This is a genomic window from Amycolatopsis stemonae (genome assembly GCF_054781455.1).
Genome location: NZ_BAAGUJ010000003.1, coordinates 435,636 through 458,307 on the forward strand (window position 1 = coordinate 435,636; position 22,672 = coordinate 458,307).

Annotated in this window: 18 protein-coding genes; 7 read left to right on the forward strand and 11 right to left on the reverse strand. The window is 71.6% G+C overall.

All coding sequences use genetic code 11. The annotated features are described in order from the left end of the window. Nucleotides 1-43 precede the first annotated feature (43 nt). Entirely contained in the window at nt 44-1,996 is a 1,953-nt protein-coding gene (gene malQ, locus ACYVLJ_RS13835; protein WP_460438898.1) for a 4-alpha-glucanotransferase, read from the reverse strand. A 126-nt stretch (nt 1,997-2,122) separates the two neighbouring features. On the opposite strand from malQ, the gene ACYVLJ_RS13840 reads away from it, so the two are divergent. Continuing rightward, complete coding sequence (locus ACYVLJ_RS13840; RefSeq protein WP_460439134.1) at nt 2,123-3,565, forward strand: APC family permease; 1,443 nt, start codon at nt 2,123-2,125, stop codon at nt 3,563-3,565. On the opposite strand, the gene ACYVLJ_RS13845 is transcribed toward ACYVLJ_RS13840, so the two are convergent. The 3 genes from ACYVLJ_RS13845 to ACYVLJ_RS13855 all read right to left on the reverse strand — a co-directional run bounded on the left by ACYVLJ_RS13845 (nt 3,543) and on the right by ACYVLJ_RS13855 (nt 6,865). Then, nucleotides 3,543-4,325: a DUF6885 family protein gene (locus ACYVLJ_RS13845; protein WP_460438899.1), complete on the reverse strand. Its 783-nt coding sequence runs from the start codon at nt 4,323-4,325 to the stop codon at nt 3,543-3,545. The two genes, ACYVLJ_RS13840 and ACYVLJ_RS13845, sit on opposite strands and share 23 nt — an antisense overlap. 49 nt (nt 4,326-4,374) lie before the next feature. Continuing rightward, on the reverse strand, nt 4,375-5,730 hold the full coding sequence (locus ACYVLJ_RS13850; protein ID WP_451973462.1) for a type I glutamate--ammonia ligase: 1,356 nt from the start codon (nt 5,728-5,730) through the stop codon (nt 4,375-4,377). Between the two features lie 331 nt (nt 5,731-6,061). Continuing rightward, nucleotides 6,062-6,865: an EamA family transporter gene (locus tag ACYVLJ_RS13855; protein ID WP_460438900.1), complete on the reverse strand. Its 804-nt coding sequence runs from the start codon at nt 6,863-6,865 to the stop codon at nt 6,062-6,064. A 342-nt stretch (nt 6,866-7,207) separates the two neighbouring features. Here ACYVLJ_RS13855 and ACYVLJ_RS13860 point away from each other — a divergent pair, with 342 nt between their 5' ends. After that, a complete protein-coding gene (locus ACYVLJ_RS13860) occupies nt 7,208-7,387 on the forward strand; it encodes a DUF7455 domain-containing protein (protein WP_451973466.1) in 180 nt (59 codons plus the stop codon). A 130-nt stretch (nt 7,388-7,517) separates the two neighbouring features. On the opposite strand, the gene ACYVLJ_RS13865 is transcribed toward ACYVLJ_RS13860, so the two are convergent. From ACYVLJ_RS13865 to ACYVLJ_RS13885, 5 genes are all read right to left on the reverse strand, one after another. Continuing rightward, a complete protein-coding gene (locus tag ACYVLJ_RS13865) occupies nt 7,518-8,699 on the reverse strand; it encodes an ROK family protein (RefSeq protein WP_451973468.1) in 1,182 nt (393 codons plus the stop codon). An 11-nt stretch (nt 8,700-8,710) separates the two neighbouring features. Then, nucleotides 8,711-10,177, reverse strand: coding sequence for a sugar ABC transporter permease (locus tag ACYVLJ_RS13870; protein ID WP_451973470.1), 1,467 nt, complete (start codon nt 10,175-10,177; stop codon nt 8,711-8,713). A 20-nt stretch (nt 10,178-10,197) separates the two neighbouring features. Continuing rightward, nucleotides 10,198-10,971: an ATP-binding cassette domain-containing protein gene (locus ACYVLJ_RS13875; protein WP_451973472.1), complete on the reverse strand. Its 774-nt coding sequence runs from the start codon at nt 10,969-10,971 to the stop codon at nt 10,198-10,200. A gap of 89 nt (nt 10,972-11,060) precedes the next feature. Further along, nucleotides 11,061-12,200, reverse strand: coding sequence for a sugar ABC transporter substrate-binding protein (locus ACYVLJ_RS13880; RefSeq protein WP_451973474.1), 1,140 nt, complete (start codon nt 12,198-12,200; stop codon nt 11,061-11,063). A 756-nt stretch (nt 12,201-12,956) separates the two neighbouring features. Continuing rightward, nucleotides 12,957-14,696: a DEAD/DEAH box helicase gene (locus ACYVLJ_RS13885; RefSeq protein WP_451973476.1), complete on the reverse strand. Its 1,740-nt coding sequence runs from the start codon at nt 14,694-14,696 to the stop codon at nt 12,957-12,959. Between the two features lie 228 nt (nt 14,697-14,924). On the opposite strand from ACYVLJ_RS13885, the gene ACYVLJ_RS13890 reads away from it, so the two are divergent. After that, nucleotides 14,925-16,073, forward strand: coding sequence for a YihY/virulence factor BrkB family protein (locus tag ACYVLJ_RS13890; protein WP_451974285.1), 1,149 nt, complete (start codon nt 14,925-14,927; stop codon nt 16,071-16,073). Nucleotides 16,074-16,161: 88 nt separating this feature from the next. Next, nucleotides 16,162-19,302, forward strand: a complete 3,141-nt coding sequence (locus ACYVLJ_RS13895; RefSeq protein WP_460438901.1) for an efflux RND transporter permease subunit — start codon at nt 16,162-16,164, stop codon at nt 19,300-19,302. 169 nt (nt 19,303-19,471) lie between these two features. Here ACYVLJ_RS13895 and ACYVLJ_RS13900 read toward each other — a convergent pair whose 3' ends face one another. After that, nucleotides 19,472-20,308: a hypothetical protein gene (locus ACYVLJ_RS13900; RefSeq protein WP_451973480.1), complete on the reverse strand. Its 837-nt coding sequence runs from the start codon at nt 20,306-20,308 to the stop codon at nt 19,472-19,474. Nucleotides 20,309-20,474: 166 nt separating this feature from the next. Further along, the gene (locus tag ACYVLJ_RS13905) at nt 20,475-20,717 is read right to left on the reverse strand and encodes a DUF3039 domain-containing protein (protein ID WP_163046767.1); all 243 of its coding nucleotides are present in this window, start codon (nt 20,715-20,717) and stop codon (nt 20,475-20,477) included. Between the two features lie 67 nt (nt 20,718-20,784). Here ACYVLJ_RS13905 and ACYVLJ_RS13910 point away from each other — a divergent pair, with 67 nt between their 5' ends. Genes ACYVLJ_RS13910 through ACYVLJ_RS13920 form a run of 3 tightly spaced genes read left to right on the forward strand, consistent with a single transcriptional unit; the run spans nt 20,785 to nt 22,672 of the window. Then, nucleotides 20,785-21,573: a sporulation protein gene (locus ACYVLJ_RS13910; RefSeq protein WP_460438902.1), complete on the forward strand. Its 789-nt coding sequence runs from the start codon at nt 20,785-20,787 to the stop codon at nt 21,571-21,573. After that, nucleotides 21,573-22,064 (forward strand): pyridoxamine 5'-phosphate oxidase family protein, encoded by a 492-nt coding sequence (locus ACYVLJ_RS13915; RefSeq protein ID WP_460438903.1) that lies wholly within the window; start codon nt 21,573-21,575, stop codon nt 22,062-22,064. Before ACYVLJ_RS13910 ends, ACYVLJ_RS13915 begins: the two co-directional genes overlap by 1 nt. Next, nucleotides 22,061-22,672: an HD domain-containing protein gene (locus tag ACYVLJ_RS13920; protein ID WP_460438904.1), complete on the forward strand. Its 612-nt coding sequence runs from the start codon at nt 22,061-22,063 to the stop codon at nt 22,670-22,672. The genes ACYVLJ_RS13915 and ACYVLJ_RS13920 overlap by 4 nt, the downstream gene beginning before the upstream one ends.

A 22,672-nucleotide genomic window follows, 5' to 3' on the forward strand; every position in this document is an offset into this window, starting at 1 on the left:
CGTCCGTGCTGACGGACGAGAGTCGTGTGCGCCGGAGTACCCGTTACCCGGGCAGCGGACGCGCCGCCGCGAGCGGCGCCACCGCGGCGCGCACCCCCTTCGCGGTGAAGAAGCCGTCGACGCTGACGGGAAGGGGAATCCGCCAGTTAGGGTACTGGTCGACGGTTCCGGGCAGATTCGGCTGCCGCACTTGGCCCGCCACGTCCGCGGGCGACGTCAGGACCAGCCGCGACGCGGCCTCCGCGAGCAGCGTGTGCAGGGCGACGACCGGGTCGTCGTCCGGAATCCCTTCGCGCGCAACGAGTTCGAACAAAGCTTCACGTTCGGCGGCGGCCGCCTCCCGCTCGGCGTCGACCCCGCGGTCCAGCAGCCCCAGCTCGGCGCGGACGCGGACGTGCTCGCCCCGCAGCCAGCCGGAGACCGTCGGCAGGTCGTGCGTGGAGATGCTGGCCATGGCTTCGGGGTCCCATTCGGCCGGGCGGGTGAACGGCTTGCCCGGAGCGTCCCAGTCGCGTTCGAACCACAGCACGGCCGAGCTGAGCATGCCGCGCTCGTGCATGGTCTCGGTCACGGTCTCCTCGACGGTCCCGAGGTCTTCGCCGACGACGACCGCACCCGCGCGGTGCGCCTCGAGGGCGAGGACGCCGACCATGGCCTCGGCGTCGTAGTGCACGTACGTGCCGCGGTGGGCGGGCTCGCCCGGCGGGATCCACCACAGGCGCCAGAGCCCGGCGATGTGGTCGACGCGGATGCCGTCGGCGTAGCGGAGGACGCCGCGGATCACGTCCCGGAAGGGCGCGTACCCGGCCTCGGCGAGCTTGTCCGGCCGCCACGGCGGCAGGTTCCAGTCCTGGCCCTGCTGGTTGAAGGCGTCCGGCGGCGCGCCGACCCGCACGTCGGCGGCGAAGACGTCCCGCACGGCCCAGGTGTCGGCCCCGCCGGGGTGCACGCCGACGGGCAGGTCGTGCACGATCCCGACGCTCATCCCGGCCTCGCGCGCGGCGGTGCGGGCCGCCTCCAGCTGTACCCGGCAGAGGTGCTGCAGCCAGGCGTGGAAGCCGATGCGCTCCGCGAGCTCTTCGCGGGCCTTCTCGACCTCGGGTCCGGCGGGGTCCCGCAGTGGCTCCGGCCACTCGCGCCAGTCGGCGCCGTGCTGTTCGGCGAGAGCGCAGAAGAGGGCGAAGTCCCGGAGGTCCGGTTCCCCGGGTACCTCCTCCACGCGGTGCGGCCACAGCAGTTCGAGGGCCGCGCGCTTCGCCGTCCAGACGGCGTCGTAGTCGATCAGCTCGCCGTCCCGGTCCGGGGCCAGGGATTCGACGGCCTCCCGCGTCGCGGCGTCGGCGTTCGCGAACGTCTCGGTGTCGGAGACCCGCAGGTAGAGGGGGTTCGCGAAGCGGCGGCTCGCCGGCGAGTAGGGCGACCGTTCGACCGGGTGGGCGGGGCTGAAGGCCTGCACGGGGTTGACCAGCACCACACCCGCGTCGAGCTCCGAAGCCGACCGCGCGGCGAAGGTCCGCAGGTCGGCGTAGTCGCCGATGCCCCAGGAGCCGGCCGAATGCAGGGCGTAGAGCTGCAGCATCCAGCCCCAGGCGGGCGGGACGTCGGGCAGCTTCGCGGGGACGACGGCGAGCACGACGTCCTGGTCGGCGGTGACCAGCCGGTGCCAGCCGAGCGGCAGGTCGCCGGGCAGCTCGTCCCGCACCGGCCGCCGGCTCCCGTCTTCCAGGACGACCTCGGCGTCGCCGGGCAGCGGCCGGGTGGCGCCTTCCGTGACGACGACGGTCGGCGGCAGCTTGCCGGGGGTCTCGCGCACGTCGAGCGCCCGGGCGATGGCCGCGTCGCTGGTGGCGTCGACCCCGAACTGGCCCAGGACGGCGACGACGACGTCGTCTTCGACGTCGACCCAGACCTGGTCGGCGTTCTCGTACCGGGTGGCGACGCCGTAGCGGTCGGCGAGGCGGTGCAGGGCACTGCGGGCGGGGATTTCGTCGGGCACGCGCCCAGCATTCCGGGGCCTGGCCGTTCGCGCCATCCGCGGGGCCCGACATCACCCCGGAGCCGTTCTGCGGAAACCTTCGTGACCTTCTAACTTCTCCTCATGGGTGTGCGGAGAACGTTGAACGTGGACGAGGTCCTGAAGCGCCAGGAATCCGGGGAGCTCAAGCGGCGCCTGCGCGGGCGCGACCTGATCGGCTTCGGCATCGGGATCATCATCGGCACCGGCATCTTCACCCTCGCCGGCGTCGAGGCGAAGACGCACGCCGGCCCGTCGGTGACGCTGTCGTTCGTGCTCGGCGCGGTCGTCGCCGGGCTCGCGGCCCTGTGCTACGCCGAGCTCGCGTCCAGCGTCCCGACCGCCGGGAGCGCCTACACCTACGCGTTCGCCACCCTCGGCGAGGTGTTCGCCTGGATCATCGGCTGGGACCTGCTGCTGGAGTTCGCGCTCGGCGCGGCGGTGGTTTCGCGCGGCTGGTCCGGCTACCTCGCGAACCTGCTCGGGCTGTCGCCGGACTGGTTCGGCGAGGACGCGAAAGTCAACGTCGGCGCGGTGCTCATCATCGCCGTCCTGACCGTGGTCGCCGTGCTCGGCATCAAGGAGTCGGCCTGGCTGACCAACCTGCTGGTGTGCGTGAAGGTCGCGGTCTGCGTGCTGGTGCTCGCGGTCGGCCTCTTCTTCGTGAAGGGCGCGAACCTGACGCCGTTCATCCCGCCGTCGCAGGCCCCGGCGGCCGGGTCGACGGTGCTGGAGCAACCGCTCGTGCAGGCGGGGCTCGGGCTGGAGCAGTCGGTGTACGGCGTGGCCGGCATGGTCACCGCCGCCGCCATCGTGTTCTTCGCCTACACCGGGTTCGAGGCGCTCGCGAACCTCGGCGAGGAGACGCTGAACCCGCGCAAGGACCTCCGCGTCGGCATCCTCGGCGCGCTCGGCGTGTGCGCCCTGCTCTACATCGGCGTCTCGATCGTGCTGACCGGCATGATCCCGTTCACCGACATCGACACCGGCGCGCCGCTGGCCGACGCGTTCGACCGGGTCGGCCAGCACTGGGTCGGCGCGCTCATCTCGCTCGGCGCGGTGACCGGCCTGACGTCGGTGATGATGGTCGAGCTGGTGACGATCGGGCGGATCGGCTTCGCCATGGGCCGCGACGGCCTGCTGCCGAAGGCGCTCGGGACCGCGCACCCGAAGTGGGGCACCCCGCACCGGATGACCATCGGCGGCGCGGTGCTGATCGCCGTGCTGGCGGCGTTCGTCCCGATCTCCGAGCTGGCCGACATGGTCAGCATCGGCGCGCTGTCGGCGATGATCATCGTGGCCGTGGCGGTCCCGGTGCTGCGCCGCCGCCGTCCCGACCTGGAGCGGCCGTTCAAGGTGCCGTTCTCCCCGGTGGTCCCGGTCCTCGCGGCGCTGGCGTGCTTCTACCTGACGCTGAACCTCAACGTGCTGACGTGGATCCGGTTCGCGGCGTGGCTCGTGATCGGGCTGGTGATCTACTTCGCCTACGGCCGCCGTCACTCGCGCTTCGCGGTCGCGGACGCCGAAGTCAGTCCCAATAGGACGGAGTGAGGCCGGCGACGCGCGCCGCCTCGCGCGTCACGGCCACCTGGCCGGCGTCGACGACGACCAGCACGCCCAGCCCGGCCAGCGCGGCCGTCACCCATTCGACCGGCTGGTCGTGGATCCCGTTGTCCCCGAACGACGCGTAAGTGTCCACAACGGACAGCAGGGTGCCCTCGGCGCCGATCCGGATGCCCGCCAGGAGCACGAAGTGACCGCCGGGCGGGCGCCAGAGGGACGTCCACAGCGGCGGGACGCCGGTGTCGAGGTAGTCGAGCAGCGCGCGTTCCGGGGTGTCGTGGGCACCGAGCTCGGCGCCGTCGACGCGGGCGATCACCGCGACGCGCGGCACGTCCCACAGGCCGACCAGGAGGTCGAAGAGCGTCTCGGTGGTCCACTCCCCCGTCACCGGAACGGCGGTGAGAGTGTCGCGCGAAAGCGCGCCGATGGCCGTCGCCAGGCCGGAGACGCGGGTGCCCGCCGCGGCCGGGTCGTCGACGTGCGGGAGCGGCAGCCGGAACTCCGGCCGCCCCGCCTCGCCCGGCGGCCGGAAGACCGGCCCGCGCACGGTGCCCGCGGCCAGCGCGACGGCGTCCTGGTCGGGCACGTCGAGCCCGGCCGCGCGCAACGCCGCCAGGCCGCAGAACGCGGCGGCCAAGCCGTCCTTCTGGGGCAGCTCCGCCTGGGCCACGGCGGCCAGCCGGGCGCCACCCGGCAGCCACCGCACCCCGGACAGGTCGAGCTGCCCGCCGTCGATCCCCGAAGACATCGGTCCCCTCAGCGGTTTCGCTGGTACGTCGGAACCATTCTCCCAGCTCTCAATAACGCCACAGGTGGGCGGCCACGATCTCGTCGGCCGCGCGCTCGGCGGCCCACGCCGCGTCGGACGCCCGGACCGCGCGGAAGGCCCCCAGCAGGTCGTCGCCGAGCACGCCGGCGATCCGCGGTGAGGCCACCAGCGCGGCGTCCTGCTCGGCGGTGTCCGCGGGCAGCCGGCGCACGCCGCGCGTCTCGCGTTCGCCTTCGGTCCAGCCTCCCGGGTCCTCGGCGATCGGCTCGGGCAGCGCCGCGGGGTCCGCGAGACCGGCCATCCCGGCGGCCAGCACCACCGCGAGCGCCAGGTACGGGTTGGCCGAGGCGTCGGACGTCTTGAGCTCGACGTTCGCGTGGTCGGCGCCCAGCAGCGTCGAGCCGGGGACGTACCGCAGGGGCGCTTCGCGGTTTTCGACGCCCCAGAAGGCGTACGCGCCCGCGAAGTAGCCGGGACGCAGCCGCAGCGTCGAAGGGACGCTCGGCGCGGTGATCGCGGTCAGCGCCGGCAGGTCCCGCAGGAGCCCGGCGAGGTACCCGGCGCCGTCGTCGCCGGGCCGGCCGTCGTCGCCGTCGAGGAGGTTGCGGCCCTTGCGGCGGACGGAGGTGTGCAGGTGCCAGCCGTTGCCGGCGGCGTCGAGCCCGACGAGCGGCGCGAAGCTGACGACGAGGCCGTGCGCGTGCGCGGCGGCGTGGATGGTCTGGCGGGCCAGCAACTGGTCGTCGGCGGCGGAGACGGGATCGGTGGCGGCGAGCGACAGCTCGATCTGGGCGACGCCGTACTCGGCGTGCAGCTGCCCGATCCGCAGGCCGTTGGCGGCGAAGTCGTGCAGGAGGGCGGCGACGAACCCGTCGAGGCCGACGAGCGCGTGCGGGCTGTAGGCGGGCCCGGGGTGCCCGGGCGTGGCGACGACCCCGGCACTGCCCGCGGGCGCGACGGCGAACTCGAGCTCGTAGCCCGCCCGGAACTCCAGCCCCCGCCGCGCGCCTTCGGCGACCTGCCGCTCGAGGACGGCGCGCTGGCAGTACGGCCACGGTTCCCCGTCCCGGGTGAGCTGCCGCACGGGTGCCCAGGCGAGCGCGGGCTGCCCGGCGAGCCGCCGCAGCCGGTCGACGACGGGCACGAGCCGCACGTCCCCGGACGGCGTGGCGAGCCCGGCGTGCCCGTAGGTGATGGCGTCATGGCTGTCGAAGACGGCGAAGAGCGAAGTCGCCCCGACCCCCCGGGTGGCGGCCTCGGCAAGGCCGGCGATGGGCACGATGCGCGAGCGCGGAATGCCGTTGTTGTCCGCCCAGGCGAGGTGGACACCACCCACTCCGGCGGCCGCGAAGTCCTTCGCCGCCGCCGACGCCGCCTTGGTCATGGCCACCCGCTTCCCAGCCGCCCCGGGCCAGTATCCCGGTAGAGCGAGGTGAGAGCCATCACAAACCGGCGCGCACGACTCGGCCGCGGCGGCTCCGGCGCGAGCCGCGGCCGCCCGGCCCCGCCCGCTGACGCCCAACCCGGCGGCTCCGGTACCCCAGCCGCACCGCTCCCGGCCGCGCCCCACGTCCAGCCCAGCACCGCGGCTCCGGCACCCAGCCACCTCTCCCGACCACGCCCCACGCCCAGCGTGGTCCTCCCGAAGCCCGGCGCACGAGACGCGGCCCGGCGGCCCCGGCACCCAGCCCGCGCACCACGCGCCCCGGCACGGCTCAGCCCGGCGGCTCCGGCACCGGCCGCGCGGACCCCTCCCGGCTCCGCAACGCCACCCCGGCCACCACGGCGAACGTCCCCAGCGCCTCAACCACCGAAGGCACCTGCCCGAGCAGCACGAACCCCATCACCCCGGCCGTCACCGGCAGCAGCGCCAGCAACACCGCGAACCGCGCCTGCCCGAGCCGCCGCAGCACCACCTGGTCCAGCGCGTACGGGACCACCGTCGACAGCACCCCCACGCCCACGCCGAGCAGCAGCATGCGTGGCGAAGACCACACCTCGCCCGTTCCGAAGGCCAAGGGTGAGAGCACCACCGTCGCCGCCGCGAAGCCGATTGCCAGGCTGTCGATGCCGTCGCCGTCCGTGGCCACTCGCTTGCCCAGCAGGATGTAGCCCGCCCAGGCCGCCGCCGCGCCCAGGGCGAACAGGACCCCGAGGAACGCGCCGGACAGGCGGACGTCGGCGATCGCCACCACGCCGCACGCCACCAGGACCACCGCCAGCACGTCGCGCAGCGACCGGGAGCCGACCGCCGCCACCAGGACCGGGCCAGCGAACTCCAGCGCCACCACCGTGCCCAGCGGCAGGCGGGCGATCGCCTCGTAGAAGAGCACGTTCATGCCCGCCGTGACGACGCCGAACACGATCGCCAGCACCAGCCGGCGGCCGCGCCAGGCGGCCCGGCCGGGGCGGCGCCAGGCCAGCAGGACCACCGCCGCGCCCAGGCAGCGCAGCCAGGCCACGCCCGCCGGCGTCGCGTGGCCGAAAAGGTCGACCGCGATCGCCGCTCCGGCGTACATGGAAATTCCGCTGAGAACGAACAAGAGCGGAGCGGGTACCGCGGAAACCCGTCGCGGCGAAGTCAGCGTGCTCACGATCCCATGGTGCCTGACCACGGAAAACGTAACTCTCCGGGTATTCGTCTCCTGCATTGCGGGATCCGGCTACGACATCCGGGGTAAATCGGCGTGACTCAGGTCCCACCGGCGCGGGAACACTTGCGGGCCGCGAAACGTCTGCAAGAGTGGAAGCACGAACACCGCGGAGCCGGGAGCGATCGTAGCCCCCGGCATCAGTCCCGAAGTGGGCGTAGCTGGATCGATGGCACCGGGCGACCGGTGCCGGGACGGAGGGAGACCCCCATGACATCGCCGACGCTCACCCGCCCCGAACTGACCGCCGCCGACCGCTGTGACCGGTGCGGAGCTGCAGCTCAGGTACGAGCCATCCTCTCGGGAGGTGGCGAACTGCTCTTCTGCGGGCACCACGCCCGTGAGCACGAGGCCAAGCTCAAGGAAATGTCCGCCGACATCCAGCGGTAACCACCCAGACGCGAAAGGCGGCCGGTGCGCACAGGCGCCGGCCGCCTTTCTGCATCTTGCAAAACGCGTGCCGGATATCACGGTACGGCCGCGAAAGACAGTGATTCCGGACACGAAACCGGACAGGAAATCAGACAGAATCCAGCACGACTTCGAACGCCACTTCCGCGGCCCCCAGCAGCTTCACGTCGGCTCCCAGCGCGGAGCTGACGATCCGGGTGCCGCCGACCGCCCGGCTCACCAGGCTGCGGCGGCGGACCTCGGCCCCGACGTGCCGCAGCACCGCCTCCGGCAGTACGGTCAGCAGGTCGCCGAGGATCACCAGCTGCGGCCCGAGCAGGTTGACGACGTTGATCAGGCCCAGCGTCAGCCACTCGGCGAACTCCGCGAGCCGGGACAGCGCCGCTTCCGGGTCGCGACCCAGCTCGCGCAGCTCGAACAGGATCGCCCCGCGCGGGGTGTCCTCCGGCAGCTCGAGTGCCCGGCACAACGCCCGTTCGCCGACCTCGGTCTCCCAGCAGCCGCTGCTGCCGCAGTAGCAGGGCCGGCCGTCCGGGCGGATCACCATGTGCCCGATCTCGCCGACGTAGCCCGCGCCGCCGCGCAGCGCGGACCCCTCGGCGATGACACCGCCGCCGACCCCGACGTCAGCCGAGATGTAGACCACGTCGGACGCGCCGCGGGCCGCCCCGCGCAGGTGCTCGGCCACGGCGCCGAACTCGGCGTCGTTGCCGACCAGGATCGGGATCTGCAGCACCCCGCCGAGCCGCTCGCCGAGCGCGACGTCGGTCCAGCGCAGGTTCGGGGCCTCGTGCACGTGCCCGTCGGCCCGCCGGACGACGCCCGGCACCGACACCCCGGCCGCCACCGGGGTCACGTCGAGGTCGCCGGCCAGGATGGTCGTCGACTCGATGACGTGCGTGATGACCTCGTCGGGCTGGCCCATCCGGCCGCGCAGGTTCCAGCTGTTGCGGCCCAGGATCTGGCCGCCCAGCCCGACCAGGGCGATCGCGACGTGCTCGACCTGCAGGTCGACCGCGAGCACGACCGCCGCGTGCGGCTGGGGCAGGACCAGGAGCGAGGGGCGGCCCGCCCCTCGTCCCGGCCTCGGCACCTTCTCCTCGACGACACCGGCTTCGGCGAGCCCGTCGACGAGGGTCTTGATCGTGCTCCGGTTGAGCCCCAGCTCGGAAGCCAGGGTCGCCCGGGTGCTCGGCCCGCCGACGTGCAGCAGGCGGAGCAGGGTCGTGCGGTTGTGCCGGCGCACCTCGTCAGGTCGTGCAACGGGTGAACTGGACACGGGCTTGATCATTCCATGCTGGTTCAGCGCGACGACGCAGCCGCGCGGCGCCGGGACAGCGCGTCGACCGTGGCGGCGAGCAGCAGGACCAGACCGGTGACGATGTTGACCACCGCGGCCGGCTGCTTGAGCAGGCCCAGCCCGTTGATGACCACGGCGATCACCAGGCCACCGACGACCGCGTCGGCCACCCGGCCCTTGCCGCCGAACAGCGACGTACCGCCGATGACGGCCGCACCGACCGAGTACAGCAGCGTGTTGAGGCCACCGGACTGCGGGCTGACCGAGCCGACCTTCGACGCGGCGACGATGCCGCCGATGGCCGCGACCGCCGAGCCGATGACGAACACGCTCGCCCGGATCTTCGGCACGTCGATACCGGCGCGGCGGGCGGCTTCCTTGTTGCCGCCGACCGCGTACACGTACCGGCCGTACTTGGTCCGGTTGAGCACGTAGGTACCGGCCACCAGCAGCACCAGCATGATCGGGATGACGTACGGGACGCCCTCGATCGTGACGACCGACTTGTTCGGCGAGCGGTTGACAGTCAGCAGCCAGGTGCCCAGCGCCGACAGCACGACGAGCGCGCCGACCTTGATCATCACCAGCGCGGTCGGCTGGACGACCAGGCCGCGCTGGAGCCGCCGGAAGTGGCTGAGCAGCGTGATCACCGCGAACCCGCCCGCGGCGACGAGGAAGAAGATCCAGCTGCCGAGGACGTTCAGGTTGCCGTTGGCGATCTTGTAGAGGATGTCGGAGTTGGTGATGCCGATCGTGCCGCCCTCACCGATGAACTGCAGCAGGACGCCCTGCCAGACGATGAACAGCGCCAGCGTCACGACGAAGGACGGCATGCCGATCTTCGACACCAGGAAGCCGGTGATGCAGCCGATCGCGGTGCCGACGCAGATGGCCAGCAGGATCTCCAGCCAGGCGTTGGCCGGGACGCCGATCGCGACGATCAGCAGGCCGACCAGCGACAGCGCGGCGCCGGCCCAGATCCGCTGGTAGGCCGACAGCAGCATGGCCGCGGCGAGGACCGCGATGAACGTGATGAACACGCCGGACCCCATGGAGCCCAGCAGGTTGCCCGCGTGGACGTAGTGCAGGGCCATCACGGACGCGGCGGTGCCGGAGGCCACACCGGCGGCCAGGTCGATCTCGCCGAGCAGCAGGACGAAGACGATGCCCATCGCGATGATGATCACGCCCGCGCCCTGCGGGAACACGTTGGCGATGTTGGCCAGCGTGAAGAAGTTGTCCGACAGCGCGCTGAACAGCAGGACCAGCACGAGGAGGCCGAACAGCGACGGCAGCGAACCGAGCTCGCCGGCCCGCAGGCGGGCGAAGTAGTCGCGGATCGCTTCGCCGGTTGACATCGATGTCGTGTCGATGCCGAAGTCGGTGATCGCCGCGGTGGGGTTGTGGGTCTGCGCAAGCGCTTCCGCGGCCGGCGTGCCGACCTCGTTCTTCGCAGGGGTCTCAGTCATTTCCGGTTCTTTCTTCCCGCTCACAGGACCACGGCTTCGGGCCGGGCCAGGCCGAGGTCACCGGAGCGACCGGCGGTGATCAGCTCCACGACCTGGCCGTGGGTGACGTCCTTCGTGTGCACCTCGGAGACGAGCCGGCCGAGGTAGAGCACGGCGATGCGGTCGGCGACCTCGAACACGTCGGCCATGTTGTGGCTGATCAGCACGACCCCCAGGCCCTGCTCGGCCAGCCGGCGGACGAGGTCGAGGACCTGCCGGGTCTGCGCGACGCCGAGGGCCGCGGTCGGCTCGTCCAGCACGACGACCTTGCTGTTCCACAGCACCGACTTCGCGATCGCGACGGTCTGGCGCTGACCACCGGACAGCGAGGAGACGGGCGTGCGGACCGACTTGACGGTCCGGACCGACAGGGAGGCCAGCGTCTCGCGGGCGGCCTTTTCCATGCTGGCCTCGTCCAGCTTCCACGCGCTGCCGCGCTCGCGGCCGAGGAACATGTTCTGGACGATGTCGAGGTTGTCGGCGAGCGCGAGGTCCTGGTAGACGACCTCGATGCCGAGCTCGGCCGCGTCCTTCGGACCGCGGATGTGGGCGTCCTGCCCGTTGAACCGCACGGCCCCCGAGTCGTACGGGTGGATGCCGGCGATGCACTTGACGAGGGTCGACTTGCCGGCGCCGTTGTCGCCGACCAGTGCGGTCACTTCGCCCGCACGCACGTCGAAGTCCACGTCGTGGAGGACGTGGACGGGGCCGAAGCTCTTGTTCAGGCCCTTGATCTCGAGAATGGGCTCACTCATGGATGGCTTTTCTCCTGGGTGGGGACCGGGCCGGGACGCGCCGTCGGGGTGCGCGTCCCGGCCCGGCTGTTCTGGGTGGTGCGGACGGCTCAGGAGATGCCGAGCGAGCTGCACTTGGCGGCGAGGTCGCCACCGCAGATCTCGGTCGCCTTCACGTAACCCTGGGTCACCACGGTCTTGACGTCCTTCGCCAGGATCGTCGTCGGGGTCAGCAGCACGGACTTGATGTCGCGGTTGTTCTTCGGGTCGTGCAGCTTGCCCGTCGCGATGGCGTCGGCACCCGCGGTGTCACCCTTGGCCAGGGCGGCGGCCAGCTTGGCGGTGGCCTCGGCCTCTTCCTTGATCGGCTTGAAGACCGTCATGTACTGGTCGCCGCGCATGACCGCCATCAGGCCGTCGGCGGTCGCGTCCTGGCCGGTGACCGGGACCTTCCCGTTGAGGCCGTTCTTCTTGAGGATGGTGATGACCGCGCCGGCCAGGCCGTCGTTCGCCGCGACGACGCCGTCGACCTTGCCGCCGTTGGCGGTGAAGATCTGCTCGAACGTCGTGCCGCCGAGCTGGTTGTCCCAGTCGTTGATCGGCTGCTTCTGGATCCGCTTGAGCGTGCCCGCCGAGGCCAGCGGGTCGAGGACGGAGTCCTGGCCCTTGGTGAACAGCGTGGCGTTGTTGTCGGTCGGGGCGCCCTCGATCTGGACGAAACCCGCGCCCGGCTTGCTCTTCAGCGCGTCGGCCATGGCCTGGCCCTGCAGCTGGCCGACCTTCTCGTTGTCGAACGAGACGTAGTAGTCGGCGGACCCGCCGAGGCTCGGGCGGTCGTAGTCGATGACCGGGATGCCCGCGGTCTTCGCCTTGGCCTCGACCGCGGCACCGACGGCCGGGTCACCGGGGGCGATGACCAGGACCTTGACGCCGGAGCTGATGAAGCCGTCGGCCAGGGTGGAGAACTTCTGGTTGTCGCCCTGGGCGTTCTGGACGTCGACCTCGAAGCCCTGGGCCGTCAGCGCGGCCGTCAGCATCGGCTTGTCGAAGGCTTCCCAGCGCGCGGAGGTGGCGGTCTCCGGGAGGATGACGCCGACCTTGCCGTTGGCACCGCCACCGGCGGCCGGCGCGGACGAGGAGGCGGAGTTGCTCCCCGAGCCCCCGCTGTTCGAACTGTTGGCACCGCAAGCGGTCAGCACCAGGCCGGTGCTCACCGTGACGGCGAGGAGGGTAAGGGTTCTGCTGCGCATCCTCGTTCCTTCCGGATCCAAGCATTGGTGACGAGTGGGCCGTCGACGTCGTCTCGGGCCCTGCGGGACGGTGATCCGGAGGGTCCCGGCGCACCGACGCGCATATGTTGTGGGCGACAACATATGCCGCTGAGCGGCTGCGGGGAAGATAGCTGGATCGATTAAATGACACCAATTGGACACGGTTCGGCAACACGGGCTGAACGTCGCCCGGAAAGAGTAGATCCGCTGACGATGTGATCGCCAGCACTTACGGTGTGTTACATCCAGGTTTCTTGGCGAGCCGAAGCTACTCCGACCCGGTAGCGCGCGGCCACCATCCGCACCTCGGTGGCGAACCCACGAAAGACGCGCCCGATTGGTCGCCCACTTGCGGACTTGCGGCGCAAGGGTGCCCGCTCCGCCACGCGGCCGGGGACGCCCGGGCACTCGGCGAGGTGACCGGCGCGGACGGAGCGTCACCGGCGGTTTTCGCGCATGGTGAGAACGGATTGTGACGGCGGAAGTTCAGCCGCCCGGGCGACAGGAGGGGCTCGGCGGCCCACCTCTCGGGTGCCCGGCCCGCCGCGGACGCGGGCTCACGGTGCCGCGTGGCCGAACCCGCCGGTCCGCCTCGACGCGAGCCGAGCTTGGCGTTCCGCACCTCGGCGCCAGGCTCGCCGGGCACGCGGGCTCAGTTCGGCTTGGCGGCGCGCCCCAGGAGGAACCGGCCGCCTCCCGGGCCAGCAGGTCACCCTGCCCCGGGAGCAACCAGCCTCACCAGGACCGCAGGGTCACGATCCGTTCCTCGAGCTGCTCGACGGTCGCCATCGCGGTCGGGGGCCCGCCACACACGCGGCGCAGCTCGTTGTGGATCGCGCCGTGGGGCTTCTTCGTGCGGTGGTGGTACATGCCCACCAGCGCGTTCAGCTCCTTGCGCAACGCCCCGAGCCGCTCGCTCACCGATGCCGGACGGGCCGCCGCCGGGGGCGGGGCTTCCTCCTTGGCCGGCTTGCGGCGCTTCTCGTCCGCGATCTGCTCTTCCTGCCGCTTCCGCAGCAGGGCGCGGACCTGGTCCGGCTCCAGTAGGCCCGGCAGGCCGAGGTACTCCTGCTCCTCGTCCGAGCCCGAGAAGACCGCCGTGCCGAAGGAGTTGCCGTCGTAGATGACCTGGTCCAGCTCGGCCGAGGCACCCAACGAGGTGAACGCCTTCTCCTCCTCGCCCGGCTCGTCCTCGGTGCGGTTGGCCTGGGCGAGGAGCTCGTCCTCCCAGCCCTCCTGCTCGCGGTGCGGCTTGCCCAGCACGTGGTCCCGCTGCGCTTCCAGCTCGCTCGCGAGCTCCAGCAGCACCGGCACCGACGGCAGGAACACGCTCGCCGTCTCGCCCTTCTTGCGGGCTCGCACGTAGCGGCCGATCGCCTGGGCGAAGAACAGCGGGGTCGACGCGCTCGTCGCGTACACGCCCACCGCCAGCCTCGGCACGTCGACGCCTTCCGAGACCATGCGGACCGCGACGATCCAGCGCTCGTTCGTCTCGGAGAACTCCTTGATCCGGCCCGACGCCTTCGGGTCGTCCGAGAGCACCAGGGTCGGCATCTCGCCCGAGATGCGCTCCAGGATCTTCGCGTACGCGCGCGCCGACTCCTGGTCGGTCGCGATGACCAGGCCGCCGGCGTCCGGGACGTGCTGGCGGACCTGCGACAACCGCGTGTCCGCCGCCTGCAGCACCGCCGGGATCCACTCGCCCGCCGGGTCGAGGGCCGTGCGCCACGCGCGGGCGTTCTGCTCCGCCGTCAGCGGCTCGCCGAGGCGCGCGGTGAACTCCTCCCCCGCGCTCGTGCGCCAGGACGCCTCGCCCGAGTACGCCAGGAAGACCACCGGCCGGACCACGCCGTCGGCCAGCGCGTCCGCGTAGCCGTACGAGTGGTCGGCCTTGCTGCGCTGGAAGCCGCCCGCGTCCGGCTCGTACGTGACGAACGGGATGGCCGAGTCGTCGGACCGGAACGGCGTCCCGGTCAGCGACAGGCGCCGCACCGCCGGGGTGAACGCCTCGCGGATCGCGTCACCCCAGGACTTCGCGTCGCCCCCGTGGTGGATCTCGTCGAGGATCACCAGCGTCTTGCGGTTTTCGGTGCGCACGCGGTGCAGCGTCGGGTGCGCCGCGACCTGCGCGTACGTCAGCGCGACGCCGTTGTAGTCCGACGACGTCACGCCCGTGGTGTTGCGGAAGTTCGAGTCGATCTGGATCCCGGCCGCGGCCGCGGACGCGGCCCACTGGTGCTTCAGGTGCTCGGTCGGGGTGACGATGGTGACCGCCTCGATCGTGCGGTCGCTCAGCAGCTCCGCGGCGATCCGCAGGCCGAACACCGTCTTGCCGGCGCCGGGCGTCGCCACCGCGAGGAAGTCCTTCGGCTTCCGCGTCAGGTACTTCGTGAGCGCCCGCCGCTGCCACGCCCGCAGCGGGCGCGCGGTCGAGTCCTGCTCCGCGGGAGGCGCGCCGAGCTGCGTCTCCGTCATCCCCGGTCCTCCCCCTCGCTCAAGCGCTGTGACGTGGCCTTTGACGTCGAAAAACCCTCACTGTGGTACCGACTTCGGCGTCGGCGACTGCGGTGAGGGCACTGGAGCGAGTCTACCGGCCGGGTCCGACAGTTCCGGGCACCGGCACGGGTGATGTCACCCGACACGCCCGGCCGCAGGGGTGGTGACGAGCCAAATCAGCACGGATGGACCATGCTGGAACCCGTCATGGGTGAGGTGCAGCCGTCCGCAGCGACGAAGGTGGCCCGCAGGGGGCCGTGGCGCCTCTTCACGCGCACGCTCGCCAAGGCCTGGGACGGCAACATCTTCTCCGAGGCCGCCGAAGCGGCCTTCTGGCAGACGCTCTCGCTGCCGCCCCTGCTGCTGGGGCTGCTCGGCAGCCTGGGCTTCGTCGGCGAGTGGTTCGGCCAGGACGTCGTCGCGGCCGCGCACGACAAGATCATCGGCTTCTGCCGGACGGTGTTCAGCCAGAACGCCGTCCACGACATCATCGAGCCGACGGTCAACAGCATCCTGACCGTCGGCAAGGGCGAGATCGTCTCGGTCGGCTTCCTGATCTCGCTGTGGGCCGGCTCGTCGGCGATGTCGTCGTTCGTCGACGCCATCACCGTCGCCCACGACCAGTACGGCGTCCGCAACGACGTCTGGCAGCGGATCTTCGCCCTGCTGCTCTACCTGGCCGGGCTGGTCGTCCTGGTGGTCGGGCTGCCGCTGCTGGCGATCGGCCCGGACCTGCTGCCGGAGTTCTTCCCGGCGGACTGGCGCCCGACCGTGACGTCGTGGGTGAGCGCCCTGTACTTCCCGACCCTCGGAGCGATGATCACCCTCGCGCTGACCACGCTGTACAAGCTCGCCCTGCCGCGGAAGCTGCCGTGGCACCGCGGGCTGCCCGGCGCGGTGCTCGCCATGGTCGTGTTCCTGCTCTCCTCGGTCGGCCTGCGCATCTACCTGAACTGGATCACCAAGACCGGCTACACCTACGGCGCGCTGGCCGCCCCGATCGCGTTCCTGCTCCTGATGTTCTTCATCGGGCTGGCCGTGGTCGGCGGCGCCTACTTCAACAGCGCGATCCAGGAACTGTGGCCGGCCAAGGCGACCCGGCGGCAGCGGCGCAAGTGGCGGCGGCTGGAGATGGAACGCGCGTCCGAGCGGCTGCGCACCGAAGAGGGCCGCAAGCTCTGGGAGCGCACCACGACGCCGGTGCGGCGCCCACGCGCCGAGGACGTCTCCCCCAACGGCGACGGCGAACCGTCCGATGAGGACGAACCGTCACGCAGCGCGCCGGAACCGGCACCCAGCGCGGCTCAGGGTCGTGAGTCCTCCCCGGGGACGACCGGAAATCAACCCGCAGACTGAGTCGGTCCTCAGGTCGGGCATGGCACGCTTCTCCCGTCACTGACGTCGGCGTCGGTCGCCGCGTCACTCCCGAGGGGGTTCCCAAGTCATGTCCGTGCTGGCCAGATTGAGCCTGCGCAACCGAAGTCTGATCGGCCTGCTCGCGCTCGTCGTCGTCGGCTTCGGCGCCTTCGCGCTGCCGCAGATCAAGCAGCAGCTGTTCCCGTCCCTGCAGTTCCCGCAGGCCCAGATCGTCACGGCGTACGCGGGGGCGTCGCCGGACGCGGTCGACAAGCAGGTCAGCGAGCCCCTCGAGGGCGCCCTGCAGGGGCTCAAGGGCCTCGAGGACGTCACCTCGACGTCGTCCGACGGCGTGTCGCGCGTGGTGACGCAGTTCGCGTTCGGCACCGACCTCGACGCCGCCGTGCAGCAGATCCAGCAGGTCGTGAACCAGGTCCGGCCGCGGCTGCCGCAGAACTCCGAGCCGTCGGTGTCCGCGGGCAGCACCGACGACCTGCCGGTCGTGCTGGTCGCGGCGGGCACCAGCGGGGACCCGCAGCAGCTCGCGCCCGCGCTGACCGACCAGGTCGCGCCGGAGCTGCGGAAGATCGACGGCGTCCGCACGGTGACCGTCACCGGCGTGCAGCAGCCGCGCGTCACCATCGCGCTCGACTACGCGAAGCTGGCCGCCGCGGGCGTCGACCCGGCGTCGATCGCGACCACGCTGCAGACGGCGGGGGCCGCGGTGCCCGCCGGGACGTTGACCGAAGGCGACAAGACGCTGTCCGTCCAGGTCGGCGGCGGGCAGACCACTGTGGACTCGATCCGCAACCTGTACCTCACGCCGAGCGCGGCCGGAGCGGCGCGCGGGCCCGCCCGCGCCCCGGTGAAGCTGGGTGACGTCGCCGACGTCCAGACCGGCTTCGCGCCGCCGACGTCGATCACGCGCACCAACGGCAAGCCGAGCCTCGGCCTGTCGATCACCATGGTGGACAACGGGAACGCCGTCGCGATCTCCGACGCCGTGCGCGGCAAGCTGCCGGACCTGGCGAAGAAGACCGGCGCCGAGATGAGCGTCGTGTTCGACCAGGGCACGCCGGTCAAGGACGCGATCAGCGGCCTGACCACGGAAGGCCTGCTGGGCCTGGCGTTCGCCGTGGTCGTCATCCTGCTGTTCCTGCTGTCGGTGCGCTCGACGCTGGTGACCGCGGTGTCGATCCCGCTGTCGGTGGTGGTCGCGCTGCTGGCGCTGTGGACCGGCGACCTGTCGCTCAACCTGCTCACCCTGGGCGCGCTGACGATCGCGATCGGCCGGGTGGTCGACGACTCGATCGTCGTGCTGGAAAACATCAAACGGCACCTGGGGTACGGCGAAGAGAAGCAGCGGGCGGTGCTCGACGGCGTCCGCGAGGTGGCCGGCGCGGTGACGTCGTCCACGCTGACGACCGTCGCGGTGTTCCTGCCGATCGCGTTCGTCGGCGGGTTCGTCGGCGAGCTGTTCTCGCCGTTCGCGATCACCGTCACGGTGGCGCTGCTGGCTTCGCTGCTCGTCTCGCTGACCGTGGTTCCGGTGCTGGCGTACTGGTTCCTGAAGCAGCCGAAGGTGCCCACCGACGCCGTCGAGGCCGAGCGGGCACGCGAAGCGGCCGTCGAGAAGGAGCGCCGCAGCTTCCTGCAGCGGGCGTACCTGCCGGTGATCCGGTTCGCGACGAAGCGGCGGCTGACCGTCGTGCTGCTGGCGCTGCTGATCTTCGCCGGCACGGTCGGGCTCGCGACGCGGCTCAACACCAACTTCCTCGATCAGTCCGGCGGCACCACGCTGAACATGACGCAGAAGCTGCCCGCGGGCACGAGCGTCGAGGCGAAGGAGAAGGCCGCGACGGCGGTCGAGCAGGCGCTGGCGGCCGAGCCCGCGGTGCGGACGTACCAGGTGAGCATCGGCGGCGGGGGCACGTTCGGCTTCGGGGGTGGGACGAACACCAGCATCTCGGTCACCGTCGCGAAGGACACCGACCTCGACGCGCTGTCGGACCGGCTGCGCTCGAAGCTGACGTCCCGGCCCGAGCTGGGCGAGATCAAGATCGGCGCGGACGCGTCCGGCTTCAACTCCGACCAGGTCTCGGTGACAGTAACCGCGCCGTCGGAGGCCGCGCTCAAGCCGGCGTCCGACCAGGTCGTGGCGGCGCTGGGCGGGGTGTCCGGGCTGACCGAGGTGTCGAGCGACCTGAGCGTCGGCTCGCCGCGGGTGCAGGTCGAGGTGGACGACGCCGCGGCCGCCGCGCACGGGCTGTCGGCGAGCACCATCGGCCAGGTCGCCAACCAGGCGATCGCCGGGCGCACGGTGACGCAGCTGCCGGTCGACGGCCAGCGCACGGACATCGTGCTGCGGGCCGGCTCCGCGCCGGCGACGGTCGACCAGGTGAAGGGCCTGCAGATCCCGGGTCCCACCGGCGTCGTCCGGCTCGACGAGGTCGCGAAGGTGTCCACTGTGGACGGCCCGGCGTCGGTGCACCGCACCGGCGGTGACCTGAGCACCACGGTGACCGCCAAGAACACCGGCGACAACCTGAGCAAGACGACCGCGGACATCAAGTCCAAACTGGACGCTCTGACGTTCACCGGCGGCGCGTCGTACTCGCTCGGCGGGGTGAGCCAGGACCAGCAGGAGGCGTTCTCGAACCTGTTCCTGGCGCTGCTGGCGGCGATCGCGATCGTGTTCCTGATCATGGTGGCGACGTTCCGCAGCCTGGTCCAGCCGCTGATCCTGCTGGTGTCGATCCCGTTCGCGGCGACCGGCGCGATCGGGCTGCTGCTGGCGACGGGCACCGCGCTCGGCCTGCCGGCGCTGATCGGCATGCTGATGCTCGTCGGCATCGTGGTGACGAACGCGATCGTGCTGATCGACCTGGTCAACCAGTACCGGGCGGAGGGGATGAGCGTCGCGGACGCCGTCACCGAGGGCGGCCGGCGCCGGCTGCGCCCGATCCTGATGACCGCGGCGGCGACGATCTTCGCGCTCGTCCCGATGGCGCTGGGCATCACCGGCCAGGGCGGCTTCATCGGCCAGCCCCTGGCGATCGTGGTGATCGGCGGCCTGGTCAGCTCGACGCTGCTGACCCTGGTGCTGGTCCCGACCCTCTACACGATGGTCGAGACCCGCAAGGAACGCCGTCACGCTCGCCGCGAAGCGAAACGGAACCCGGCGAAGGCCCCGGAGTCGGAGTCCCTGGACCCCACCCCGGCCGCCTGACCGCAGCACGAAGGCCCGCCCCTTTCCCGGGAAAGTGGCGGGCCTTCGGCGTGCCCGGCGTGCTCAGAACGCCGACACGCGTGATCCGGGAGTCGACACGACGAGGTCACCGCGGTTTCGGCGTGTCGTCGCCCCGATCACGAGAGCCGACCCTTCCGTCACGCGCGTGTCACTGCTTGAAGCGGTAGGTCATGCTGTCGAAGACGATGCAGATGCTCGGCGACATGACGATCACGCGCAGCGTGTTGTCCCGCTCGTCGAAGTCGATGCCCTCGACTTCGAAGTTGCCGCTGCAGCCGCTGCGCAGCGGCAGCTGGCCCAGCGACGTCACGTGCCCGGCGACGTCCGACCCGGTCAGCGGGCCGGCGAGGTCCACCTGCAGCAGCGGCTTCGTGGTGCCGAAGAGGCTGCCGTCCGGGTCGTCGGACGCGCAGAGCAGGCGGGTCGCCGTCTGGAAGTCGCAGCCCTGGACGTCGCGGACCTGGTGGTCCAGCCGGATCGTGCCGGCCAGCGGCAGGTTGGCCGACGGGTCCGTGGCCGCCACGCCGGGCATCGGGTGGACCAGGAGGCGGTCCATGGTGCCCCACTCCCCCGCCACCAGCCAGCGGGCGTCGGGCGAGACCGCGGCGAAGGAGTTGTTGTTCGCTTCCCACGACTCGAGGTTGTGCTTGTAGTCGGCCCACGAGCCGTCCGGCGCCTGGACGCGGAAGAGCTTCGCGCCGCGGTCGTCGCGCTGGTAGGGCTCGACGTACCAGCCCTGGGCCGAGCCGGGGTCGCCGACGTGGTTCCAGCCCTGGGAGTTCAGGTCCGCCGGGATCGTGGCGACCCCGGTGTAGCGGATGGTGGTGCCGGACGGCCGGACGATGGTGGCGAGGCCCTGGCTCTCGTCGAGGGCTCTGGCGTGGTCCGAACCGACCTCCGTCCAGCCCGTGACAGCCTCCGCGGGGGTGACCACGACGGCGGTCAGCAGGGCGGCGACGGCGAGGACGATCCCGGTTCTGCGCATGTGCGACTCCGGTGGGTGAGGGAACCTGGCTGATTGGATCTACCAGGCGTCCCGCACCGGGCGCACCCGACTAATGAATGGTTTTCACGTTTGTTCGGGGATCTGTGCGCTTCCTGACACGCCGAAGACCCGGCGGGGTCACCCGCCGGGGTCGGTGCTCAGGACGTCACTCGCCGGGGCGCAGCCCGTCGAAGATCTCCTTGCAGGCCGGGCAGACCGGCGACCCGGGCTTCGGCGACTTGGTCACCGGGAAGACCTCGCCGCACAGCGCCACCACGTGGTTTCCCATGACCGCGCTCTCGGCGATCTTGTTCTTCTTCACGTAGTGGAACATCTTCGGCGAGTCGTCGTCGGTGGTGTCCGTGCCCTCGGGCGTGGTTTCCGGCTTCGTCAGCGTCTCGGTGCTCACCCGGCCATTGTGCCCGAGTCCCGTCGAACCTCGTGCGAAAGCCCCTCGACCTGGCAGGATCTGCGGCATGTTCCAGAAGGTGCTCGCGACGTTCGGCTCGGGCGGGGCCAAGATCGACGCCCGCCTGCTCGACCGGGCCGCCACCCCCGGCCGCCCGCTGCACGGCGAGGTGCTGCTGGCCGGCGGCGAGGTCGACCAGGAGATCAAGGGGCTCGCTGTCACGCTCCTGGCCCGCGTCCAGGTCCCCGGCACCGACAAGACCGAAGACCTCCCCTTCGGCACCCAGCAGCTCGCCGGCCGCGAGACGATCCGCGCGGGCCAGCAGGTCCGGGTGCCGTTCGAGGTGCCGCTGCCCTGGGAGACGCCCGTGACCAGCGTCTACGCCAAACCGCTGACCGGCATGGCCGTCGGCGTGCGGGCCGAGCTCGACCTGGCCGCCGCGGTGTCGGACCCGTTCGACGCCGACGCCGTCGCCATCGAGCCGCTCCCGGCGCAGAAGCGGGTCCTCGACGCGCTGAGCCGGATCGGCTTCACCTTCCGCGAGGCGATCCTCGAGCAGGGCCGGATCAACGGTGCCCCGCAGCAGCTGCCGTTCTTCCAGGAGATCCGCTTCGCGCCTTCGCCCCGCTTCGCGAGCATCTTCTCCCAGGTCGCGCTGACGTTCCTGACGTCGTCGGACCGCACGGACGTCGTGCTCGAGGTGACCAAGCGCGTGCGGGTGAGCAAGACGGGCGGCTTCGGCGGCCGCGGCCAGGACTTCCTCGGGATGTTCACGATGAAGCCGGACGTGAACTGGGAGAAGCAGCTCGAAGACTGGCTGCACGAGGTGGCCCGGCCGCGCGGCATCTTCGACTGATGGACGCGCCCCGCGCCGAACGCCCGCACATGCCCGGCTACGGGATCACGGCCGGTCGCGCCGGGTTGCTGCCCTGGTCGTGGGCGGACGAGCGGCTCCGGGCGTCGCACGACTTCTGGCTGGCGACCGTCACGCCGGCGGGGCGCCCGCACCTGATGCCGGTCTGGGCGGTGTGGACCGGCGAGGTGCTGTGGTTCTCGTCGTCGCTGCGGTCGGTGAAGGCCCGGAACATCGCCGCGGGCTCTTCGGTCTCGATCGCCACCGAGGACCCGTACGAGCCCGTCGTCGTCGAAGGGACCGCCGAGATCGTCACCGACCCGGACGCGCTGCACCGCTTCCTCGACGCGATGAACGCGAAGTACGCGACCACCTACGACGTCGGCTTCCTCGACCCGGCGGTCAACGCATCGCTGCGACTGCGCCCGGAGAAGGCGTTCGGCCTGCGGGAAAAGGACTTCACCGGCACGCCGACGCGCTGGACGTTCCCGTGAAGTGGGCCGACGCGGTCACCGCGCTGGGCGGCGTGCCCCGGGCGGGCCTCGAAGCCCGCTACGCCGAGCCCCACCGCCGCTACCACACCCTGGACCACGCGGCGGCCGTCGCGCGGGACTCCGCCTGGCTGGCCGCGGACCTCGGCGACGCCGACCGCGCGATCGTCGCCGTCGCCGCCTGGGCGCACGACGTCGTGTACGACGCGAAGCCCGGCGAAGACGAACGCGCCAGCGCCGCCTGGGCTCGCGACGCACTGGACGGCGTCGCCGAAACCCACGTCAAGCGCGTCGAAGGCCTGATCCTCGCCACGATCAAGCACGACGCCCCCGCGGACGACCGCCTCGCCACCGCGCTCCTCGACGCCGACCTCGCGATCCTCGGCGCGCCCGAAGAGCGCTACGCGACGTACGCCAAGGCTGTGCGCGAGGAGTATGCGAAGTACCCCGACGACGTCTGGTGCGAAGGCCGCATCGCCGTCCTCGAAGGCATGCTGACCCGGACGCTCTACCGCAGCGAAGCCGCGCGGACACGCTGGGCGAGCACCGCGGAAAAGAACCTGACCGCCGAGCTGACCCACTGGCGGCGCGAGCGGGACGATCACCGATGA

What these genes read in the sequence shown, in the direction of transcription:
- ACYVLJ_RS13845 (WP_460438899.1), bottom strand. Translation starts at nt 4,325, where the DNA reads ATGTCTTCGGGGATCGACGGCGGGCAGCTCGACCTGTCCGGGGTGCGG.
- ACYVLJ_RS13850 (WP_451973462.1), bottom strand. Translation starts at nt 5,730, where the DNA reads ATGACCAAGGCGGCGTCGGCGGCGGCGAAGGACTTCGCGGCCGCCGGA.
- ACYVLJ_RS13855 (WP_460438900.1), bottom strand. Translation starts at nt 6,865, where the DNA reads ATGTACGCCGGAGCGGCGATCGCGGTCGACCTTTTCGGCCACGCGACG.
- ACYVLJ_RS13860 (WP_451973466.1), top strand. Translation starts at nt 7,208, where the DNA reads ATGACATCGCCGACGCTCACCCGCCCCGAACTGACCGCCGCCGACCGC.
- ACYVLJ_RS13865 (WP_451973468.1), bottom strand. Translation starts at nt 8,699, where the DNA reads ATGATCAAGCCCGTGTCCAGTTCACCCGTTGCACGACCTGACGAGGTG.
- ACYVLJ_RS13870 (WP_451973470.1), bottom strand. Translation starts at nt 10,177, where the DNA reads ATGACTGAGACCCCTGCGAAGAACGAGGTCGGCACGCCGGCCGCGGAA.
- ACYVLJ_RS13875 (WP_451973472.1), bottom strand. Translation starts at nt 10,971, where the DNA reads ATGAGTGAGCCCATTCTCGAGATCAAGGGCCTGAACAAGAGCTTCGGC.
- ACYVLJ_RS13880 (WP_451973474.1), bottom strand. Translation starts at nt 12,200, where the DNA reads ATGCGCAGCAGAACCCTTACCCTCCTCGCCGTCACGGTGAGCACCGGC.
- ACYVLJ_RS13885 (WP_451973476.1), bottom strand. Translation starts at nt 14,696, where the DNA reads ATGACGGAGACGCAGCTCGGCGCGCCTCCCGCGGAGCAGGACTCGACC.
- ACYVLJ_RS13890 (WP_451974285.1), top strand. Translation starts at nt 14,925, where the DNA reads ATGGGTGAGGTGCAGCCGTCCGCAGCGACGAAGGTGGCCCGCAGGGGG.
- ACYVLJ_RS13895 (WP_460438901.1), top strand. Translation starts at nt 16,162, where the DNA reads ATGTCCGTGCTGGCCAGATTGAGCCTGCGCAACCGAAGTCTGATCGGC.
- ACYVLJ_RS13900 (WP_451973480.1), bottom strand. Translation starts at nt 20,308, where the DNA reads ATGCGCAGAACCGGGATCGTCCTCGCCGTCGCCGCCCTGCTGACCGCC.
- ACYVLJ_RS13910 (WP_460438902.1), top strand. Translation starts at nt 20,785, where the DNA reads ATGTTCCAGAAGGTGCTCGCGACGTTCGGCTCGGGCGGGGCCAAGATC.
- ACYVLJ_RS13915 (WP_460438903.1), top strand. Translation starts at nt 21,573, where the DNA reads ATGGACGCGCCCCGCGCCGAACGCCCGCACATGCCCGGCTACGGGATC.